Raw genomic sequence first — 8,632 nt, 5'->3', positions numbered from 1 at the left:
TTATGCTTTGTTGAGGTGTATTTGCTTAGAATGACTAGGCGGCACACACCTCGCCGCGCCTAAAACGCTTATAGCTAGAACAAAATTTAACCACCAAAGATCAACAGCCCCTAGATCACCGTAGATTGGATCTCACCATCTCCAAACGTTGACCTGATCTGATCGCCAGACTTAAGCGACGATGCTGAACGAATGACTTCGCCTTTATCGTTCCGGGTGATTGAATAACCGCGTGCGAGTGTTGCCAGCGGGCTTACTGCATCCAGTGTTTCCATCTGCAGTGCCAGTGCATGCTGTTGTTGTCGGAGTTGACGGCGCATGGCCTCAATAAGACGCTGCTCCACATAGTCTAGTTGCGCTTTCTGGCCTGGAATTTGGTTCGCGGGTGAGTAGCGCTCAAGTTTTTGCGCTGCTCTATCCAGGCGCTGTGCTTCCGTTTGAAGTGTATAGCGCATGGATTGGTGAAGACGCCTTTCAAGCTCATCAAACTGCTGAGACTGTTGCTGAAGCTGCGCTTTGGGGTGCTGCATCGCCAATCGGTGTTGCAAGCGAGTTAGCCATTCCTGAGAGCGGCTTAAATGACGGCTGAAAGCGTGTGCGAGGCGATCAGTACGCTGCAAGAGTTGTTGCTCACGTACGGAGGTATCACGGCTGACAAGCTCTGCTGCAGCTGACGGGGTAGGGGCGCGGACATCAGCGACGAAATCGGCAATGGTGACATCAACTTCATGGCCTACCGCACTGACGATCGGGATGGTGCTGGCAGCAATGGTACGGGCAACAATTTCTTCGTTGAAGCACCATAGGTCTTCCAGCGAACCACCGCCACGACCGACGATCAGGACATCACATTCATTACGGCTGTTGGCACGCCCAATAGCCTGCGCGATTTGAATCGCAGCATCTTTGCCCTGCACTTGGGTGGGATAAATCACCACGGGTAAGCCAGGGTCACGGCGTTTCAATACATGCAAAATATCATGCAGCGCCGCGCCGGTACTGGAAGTGATCACACCAACCCGCTTGGGTTGTTCTGGAAGTGGTTTTTTCAGGCTGGCTGCAAACAGACCTTCTGCAGAAAGCTGCATTTTCAATTTTTCAAATTGCTGTTGAAGCAGGCCGTCACCTTCAGGCTGCATGCTTTCGACAATGATTTGGTAGTCACCACGGGGCTCATACAAAGAGAGCCTTGCACGCACCAACACCTGATTTCCGTTGGCAGGTTTAAAAGTTACCCGTCGGTTATTGCCTTTGAACATGGCGCATTTTACCTGAGCTTGACGATCTTTCAGGGTGAAATACCAGTGACCAGATGTTGCCATGGTGAGGTTTGAAATCTCGCCAACCAGCCAAACAATGCCCATTTCGTTTTCGAGCAACAAACGTACTTCAGCGTTTAATCTGGAGACGGTATAGATATTGTTGTTGGTGAGATTCATAGCGGAATGCGTCTTTGTTTTCAGCAAGATGAAGCCATGTTAAAGAGGCGAAATCTGAAAGCCAAACGTTTTCGTAAAAATCTGTAGCCAAACGTTTGCGCCGTCAGTATAATGCGGCGGCAATATTTTGAACTCCCTCATATTATTTTGGCGTGAGATATTGCAATGTTACGAATAGCTAAAGAAGCCCTTACTTTTGACGATGTACTGCTGGTTCCAGCACACTCCACAGTTCTTCCGAACACTGCCGACTTGCGCACTCAACTGACGAAAAAAATCTCTCTGAACATCCCACTGATCTCAGCGGCGATGGACACAGTGACCGAAGCGCGCCTCGCAATTGCGCTTGCTCAGGAAGGTGGCATCGGTTTTATCCACAAAAACATGTCTATTGAGCAACAAGCGGAACAAGTTCGCTTGGTGAAGATCTTTGAAGCCGGTGTGGTTTCAAACCCTGTCACTGTGACGCCTGATCAAACCATTGCTGATGTAAAAGCACTGACCGACACTCATGGCTTTGCCGGTTTCCCTGTAGTAACTGAAGCCAATGAGCTGGTGGGTATCATCACTGGCCGCGACGTTCGTTTCGTGACTGACCTGAGCCTGAAAGTGTCAGAAGTCATGACACCGAAAGAACGTCTGGCAACTGTGAAAGAGGGTGCAAGCCCTGAAGAAGTTCAAAAGCTGATGCAAAAGCACCGCGTAGAAAAAATTCTGGTAGTGAATGACGACCACCATATCGCGGGCATGATCACTGCAAAAGATTTCCAAAAAGCTGAGCGCAAACCAAATGCATGTAAAGACGAGCAAGGTCGTCTGCGTGTTGGTGCTGCGGTTGGCGCAGGTGCAGGTAACGAAGAACGTGTTGCTGCACTGGTTGAAGCAGGGGTTGACGTACTGCTTATCGACTCTTCTCACGGTCACTCTGAAGGCGTGCTTCAACGCATTCGTGAAACCCGTGAAAAATTCCCTGAATTGCAAATCATTGGCGGTAACGTCGCAACTGGCGCAGGTGCAAAAGCCCTGATTGAAGCGGGTGTAGATGCAGTGAAAGTGGGTATCGGCCCAGGCTCAATCTGTACAACCCGTATTGTTACCGGTGTGGGTGTTCCGCAAATCACTGCGATTTCAGATGCAGTAGAAGTGGCAGAGCAATACGGCGTGCCATGTATCGCTGATGGTGGTATCCGCTTCTCTGGTGATCTTTGTAAAGCACTGGTTGCAGGCGCATCTTGTGTCATGGTGGGCTCCATGCTGGCAGGTACGGAAGAATCTCCAGGTGAAGTTGAACTGTACCAAGGCCGCGCTTACAAATCTTACCGTGGTATGGGCTCACTGGGTGCGATGTCTAAAGGTTCTTCTGACCGTTACTTCCAGAGCGATAACGCAGCGGACAAGTTGGTACCTGAAGGTATTGAAGGTCGCGTGGCATACAAAGGTCGCCTGAAAGAAATCATTCACCAGCAAATGGGTGGCCTGCGCTCGTGCATGGGCCTGACCGGTTCCGCGACGGTTGAAGCTCTGCGTACAAAAGCAGAATTCGTTCGCATCACTGGCGCTGGTATGACGGAATCGCACGCACACGATGTGACCATCACTAAAGAAGCACCAAACTACCGTACTGGCCAGTAATTCACGCCCGTAAGTTAAAGCTGAAATTTATAGCATGGGGGCGAAAGTCCCCTGTATCGATGACTTTTTGAGACAAGCTGAAATGACCCAAAATATTCATGACCAACGTATTCTGATCCTCGACTTTGGTTCTCAGTACACCCAGTTGATCGCGCGTCGTATCCGTGAAATCGGTGTTTACTGCGAGCTGTGGGGCTGGGATGTTGAAGAGCAGGATATCCGTGACTTCAACCCGAACGGCATCATTCTTTCCGGTGGCCCGGAGAGCGTGACCGAAGACGGTTCACCACGTGCGCCTGAATATGTGTTTAACGCGGGTGTACCAGTACTGGGCGTTTGCTATGGCATGCAAACCATGTCTGAGCAGCTTGGCGGTAAAGTTGCTGGCTCAAACGAGCGTGAATTTGGCTACGCGAAAGTGACGCTGGATAACCCAGGTAGCCTGTTTGAAGGTATCGAAGACGCCATCAACGAAGCGGGCAAAGGCGTTCTGGATGTATGGATGAGCCACGGCGACAAAGTAGTAGAAATTCCATCTGACTTTGTGAAAGTTGCATCGACTGACACTTGTCCGTTTGCTGCAATGGCCAACGAAGAGAAGCGTTTCTACGGCGTTCAGTTCCACCCTGAAGTGACGCACACCCGTCAGGGTCACCGCATGCTTGAGCGCTTCGTGATGGATATCTGTGGCTGTGAGAAGCTATGGACGCCAGCATCTATCATCGAAGATGCGATTGCACGCATCAAAGAACAAGTGGGTGATGAGGAAGTGATCCTTGGCCTGTCAGGCGGCGTGGACTCTTCTGTTGTTGCTATGCTTATCCACCGCGCGATCGGTGACAAGCTGACCTGTGTATTCGTAGACAACGGTCTGCTGCGCTTGAACGAAGCTGAGCAGGTTATGGAAATGTTCGGTGATCACTTCGGCTTGAACATTGTTCATGTTGATGCGGAAAACCGCTTCCTGTCTGCGCTGGAAGGCATTGCTGATCCAGAAGCAAAACGTAAGAAGATTGGTCACGTGTTCGTAGACGTATTCGATGAAGAATCGAAGAAACTGAAGAATGCGAAATGGCTGGCGCAAGGCACTATCTACCCAGATGTGATCGAGTCTGCTGCTTCTAAGACCGGTAAAGCGCACGTTATCAAATCTCACCACAACGTAGGTGGTCTGCCGGATGACATGGAAATGGGTCTGGTTGAGCCGCTGAAAGAGCTGTTCAAAGACGAAGTGCGTAAGATTGGTCTCGAGCTGGGTCTGCCGTATAACATGCTTTACCGCCACCCGTTCCCAGGTCCAGGTCTGGGTGTACGTGTACTTGGCGAAGTGAAAAAAGAGTACTGTGATTTACTACGCCGTGCGGATGCTATCTTCATCGAAGAGCTGCACAAAGCAGACCTTTACAACAAGGTTTCTCAGGCATTTACCGTGTTCCTGCCAGTGCGCTCTGTCGGCGTAATGGGTGACGGCCGTAAATACGATTGGGTTGTTTCTCTGCGTGCAGTAGAAACCATCGACTTCATGACCGCACACTGGGCACACCTGCCATATGACTTCCTGGGTCGCGTTTCAAACCGTATCATTAACGAAGTAGATGGTATCAGCCGCGTGGTTTACGACGTATCTGGTAAGCCACCTGCAACCATTGAGTGGGAATAATCTTCCTTCAAATCCAGTCATTCAAAAGGCACGCATTGCGTGCCTTTTTCTTTCTCTCTCACCAGCGATACGTCATTCATCTTCTGGGTGGCTGATACTCACCATTTCACGCCAAACGTAGCCATTTTATTGTGGTTGTTGTTCATTTGGATTGTCTTTGTTTGCTTTGTGTTTACCACTTGTGTGTGAATTGAATTTATGTGCTTAAACCGTAATTTTAATTGAGATTAGTCACTACCAATTTGGTTTGTTACGTGTATTTTGTGCTGTTGAATAATTATGACGTCGTTGCGAATTCATCAAAGAATCCGCTCCTTACGATGCAAACACACACTGCAAAAACTCGGAGCTTTAAATGAGTAATCATGCCATGAGCAATACTCCAGACGCGCCAAGCGGCGGTATGGAAAAGTTCCTGAACTGGATTGAAAGGGCAGGTAACAAAATTCCTGATCCTGCGCTTCTGTTCTTTTATGGACTTTTGATTGTATGGGGTCTGTCCGCCGTTCTTTCTCAGGTTGATTTCGGCCTGATCCACCCTGTTACCGGCCAGGCTGTAGAAATTAATAACCTTCTGACTGGCGAAGCGCTTGCAAGCTTCCTGGCGAACATGGTGACGACTTTCACCAGCTTTGCACCAATGGGTATTGTGCTTGTAGCCATGCTGGGTGTGGGCGTCGCGGATGCATCTGGCTTTATCACCACTGGCCTGAAAAAATGCTGAACGTGACACCTAAGAAGCTGCTGACGCCAGCACTGATTCTGGTGGCGATTGTATCGCACACGGCCGCAGATGCGGGTTACGTTCTGGTTATTCCTTTGGGCGGCATCATCTTCCACGCTGCGGGTCGTCACCCGCTGGTGGGTATTGCTGCGGCGTTTGCCGGTGTGTCGGGCGGTTTCTCAGCTAACTTCATTCCAGCGGGTATTGACCCTCTGTTGGCGGGCTTTACCCAATCTGCAGCGCAGGTTCTGGATAAAGACTACGTGGTGAACCCACTGGCGAACCTGTATTTCACTGGCCTTTCTTCATTCCTGATTGTGGCTATCGGCTGGTATGTGACTGAGAAAATCATCGAGCCACGCCTGAACAAATTGCCAATTGATGAAGATGCTGAAAAAGCACCGGATCTGGGCAGTTTCTCTGCTATTGAGAGCAAAGCGTTCAACCGTGCAGGTTTTGCAATGCTGGCGGGTATCGTTCTTCTGGTGGTTGCTCTTATCCCTGAAACGTCAGCACTGCGTTCACCTGAAGGCGAACTGACTGCGTTCTCTGCGCCGCTGATGAAATCTATCGTACCGCTGATCTTTATCCTGTTTGTGATTCCAGGTGTGGTTTATGGTCGCGTTGCAGGTACCTTCAAAACGCAAGGTGATATCATTAAAGCAATGAGCGATACCATGGCGACCATGGGCGCATATTTGGTGATGTCATTCTTCTGTGCGCAGTTCCTGGCAGCATTCAGCCAGTCGAACATCGGTACCTTGCTGGCATTGGAAGGCGCGGCCTTCTTGAAAGCGCTGAACATGCCGGGTCAGCTGACCATCATCGGTATGATTCTGCTGACCGCGTGTGTGAACCTGCTGATCGGTTCTGCATCAGCAAAATGGGCGCTGATTGGTCCAATCCTTGTACCAATGCTGATGGCGCTGGGTATTTCTCCTGAGCTGTCTCAGGCGGCTTACCGCGTAGGTGACTCGGTATCTAACATCATTTCTCCACTGATGGTGTTCTTCCCACTGGTGGTGGTTTACTGCCAACGTTATGTGAAGAGCACAGGTATCGGCACGTTGGCTTCAATGATGATGCCTTACTCCATTGCGATGCTGATCGGTTGGTCTATCTTCCTTCTGGCTTACTGGGCTCTGGGCATTCCACTGGGTATCCAAGCGCCTTACACCTACCAGATGTAACAGCAATCTGTTTTATCCAAGCCCTGCCATCGTGCAGGGCTTTTTCTTGTGTTTGAATTCTTCTCCAATAATACGTGCTACATCAATGCAACATTATCAAAACATGCATCTATACATTAATGGATTTTTGAGATTTTGTATAAAAGATGTATCTTCTGAGATGTTTGCGTTATCTCACACTATTATCTGCAGTGCTGTCTTCAATCTGTCATAAGTCCTGACTCTTAATGTTGATTTGGCATTATCCCCTTTTTAATCTCATTTATTGGAGTTTTACTCCAAAAGTGGCATCTGCTAAGTTCTTGCGGCAAAAGTAACGGATATACCTGATTTCATCGCATGCTCGTTTCGGCGAATGGTCAATCAAGGTTAGAACTCATCGAAAAGGTGGTATGACATGAGTCAAGCTTCACAAGGAGCGCCGCAACAGAACGGCGCGATTGCGTTTATTGAACGCGTAGGTAAAAAAATCCCCGATCCTGTGATCATTTTTATGTTCCTTTTTGTGGCTGCATTAGCCATTACAGGTTTGATCGGCGGAATGGAATTCCAAACCACAGGGGCAGATGGTAATCCTATCAGTCACACTGTGAAGAGCATGCTGGCAACAGAAAACGTTCGCTGGATGTTTGACAATGCGATCCTTGAAAACTGGCTGTCGTTCGGCCATGGCGTACTCGGTGTCATCCTTGTGGTGATGCTGGGTGTCGGTATTGCTGAGAACTCTGGCCTTCTGGGTGCAGTGATTAAGCGTGTTGGCCTTCGCCTGAATGAGAAGTGGCTGCCGATGCTGCTGGTATTCCTGGGTATCATGAGCTCCATCGCGACGGATGCGGGTTACCTGGTGCTTATCCCATTGGCAGGTATGTTGTACGCAGGTGTGGGTAAAAATCCATTGATCGGTATGGCAGCTGCGTTCGCTGGTGTCTCGGCGGGCTTCAGTGCAAACCTGATTCCTGCAACCCCGGTTGATGTTATTATTGGTCTGAATGCACGTGTGTTTGCAGAATCTCAAGGCGTGCCTTTTGAGACCGCAGCAGGTGAAGTGCTAAACCCTGCGACCATGCACTATTTCTTCATCTTTGTTTCCACCTTCATGCTGGCGATTCTGGGTGCTTGGGTCACCAAACGCTTTGTCGCACCTCGTCTGGAAAAGATGGAGTACACGCTACCGGAAGACTTGGATCAGAGCGATTTCTCTGTCAGCGAAAGCGAGCAAAAGGGTCTGCGCGCTGCAGGTCTCGGTCTGATTGCTTCTCTGGCTGCGATTGTCGCGCTGGCAATGGGTCCACTCGCGCCATACACCAATGAGGCTGGCCGCACAGTCACCCCTTACATGAACAACGTGATCCTGCTGATTGCGATGGTGTTTGCGGTAACGGGTATCTGTTTTGGCTACAGCACGGGTAAGTTCAAGTCCCTACAAGACGTAGTGAATGCCATGGTGAAGCAGATGAACACCTTTGGTTATGTTCTGGTTCTGACTTTCTTCAGCCATAACTTCCTGGCGGTACTGAGCTACTCAGGCCTGGGTGTTTACATCACTTACCTTGGCGCGACGACCTTGTCTTCACTGGGTCTGGAAAACTTCCCAATCCTGCTCATCATCGGCTTCATTCTTACGACTGCACTGATCAACCTGTTCGTCGGTGGTTTGACATCGAAGTGGATGCTGCTGGGACCTATTTTCGTTCCTATGCTGTATCAGGTTAACCCGAATATGACACCTGATCTGGTGGCGGCCGCATACCGTGTAGCAGATTCGTCGACTAACATCATCACGCCAATGATGACCTATGCAGGTGTGATTCTGGCCTTCATGCGTAAGTACAAATCTGATCTGACGTTTGGCGACGTGATTGCGATGATGGTGCCATACTCAGCAGCGTTCCTGACCGTATGGACAACCTTGCTGATTGTATTCTTCAGCTTCAACATTCCTCTGGGCTTCTAATTAGCCGCAGCAAGAATAGAAAAACCCGGCTTC

The 8,632-nt window shown here is 49.7% G+C and carries 4 protein-coding genes and 1 pseudogene; 4 read left to right on the top strand and 1 reads right to left on the bottom strand.

From position 1 onward, the window contains the following. Window positions 1–110: 110 nt before the first annotated feature. On the bottom strand, window positions 111–1,439 hold the full coding sequence (xseA, locus tag G5S52_RS18910) for an exodeoxyribonuclease VII large subunit (protein ID WP_165017376.1): 1,329 nt from the start codon (window positions 1,437–1,439) through the stop codon (window positions 111–113). Window positions 1,440–1,604: 165 nt separating this feature from the next. Between xseA and guaB the strand changes: the two genes are divergently transcribed. The 4 genes and pseudogenes from guaB to G5S52_RS18890 all read left to right on the top strand — a co-directional run bounded on the left by guaB (window position 1,605) and on the right by G5S52_RS18890 (window position 8,599). Next, window positions 1,605–3,071 carry an IMP dehydrogenase gene (gene guaB, locus G5S52_RS18905; RefSeq protein ID WP_165017373.1) on the top strand — a complete coding sequence of 489 codons (1,467 nt, stop codon included), beginning with the start codon at window positions 1,605–1,607 and terminating at the stop codon, window positions 3,069–3,071. Window positions 3,072–3,153: 82 nt separating this feature from the next. Then, on the top strand, window positions 3,154–4,731 hold the full coding sequence (guaA, locus tag G5S52_RS18900; protein WP_165017370.1) for a glutamine-hydrolyzing GMP synthase: 1,578 nt from the start codon (window positions 3,154–3,156) through the stop codon (window positions 4,729–4,731). A gap of 355 nt (window positions 4,732–5,086) precedes the next feature. After that, a pseudogene (locus G5S52_RS18895) lies at window positions 5,087–6,645 on the top strand (AbgT family transporter). A 397-nt stretch (window positions 6,646–7,042) separates the two neighbouring features. After that, entirely contained in the window at window positions 7,043–8,599 is a 1,557-nt protein-coding gene (locus G5S52_RS18890) for an AbgT family transporter (protein WP_165017367.1), read from the top strand. The last annotated feature ends 33 nt before the right edge of the window (window positions 8,600–8,632 follow it).

The sequence above is a fragment of the Grimontia sedimenti genome (assembly GCF_011045095.1).
GTDB classification, from domain to species: domain Bacteria; phylum Pseudomonadota; class Gammaproteobacteria; order Enterobacterales; family Vibrionaceae; genus Enterovibrio; species Enterovibrio sedimenti.
This window is presented reverse-complemented; position numbering and strand designations above follow the sequence as displayed.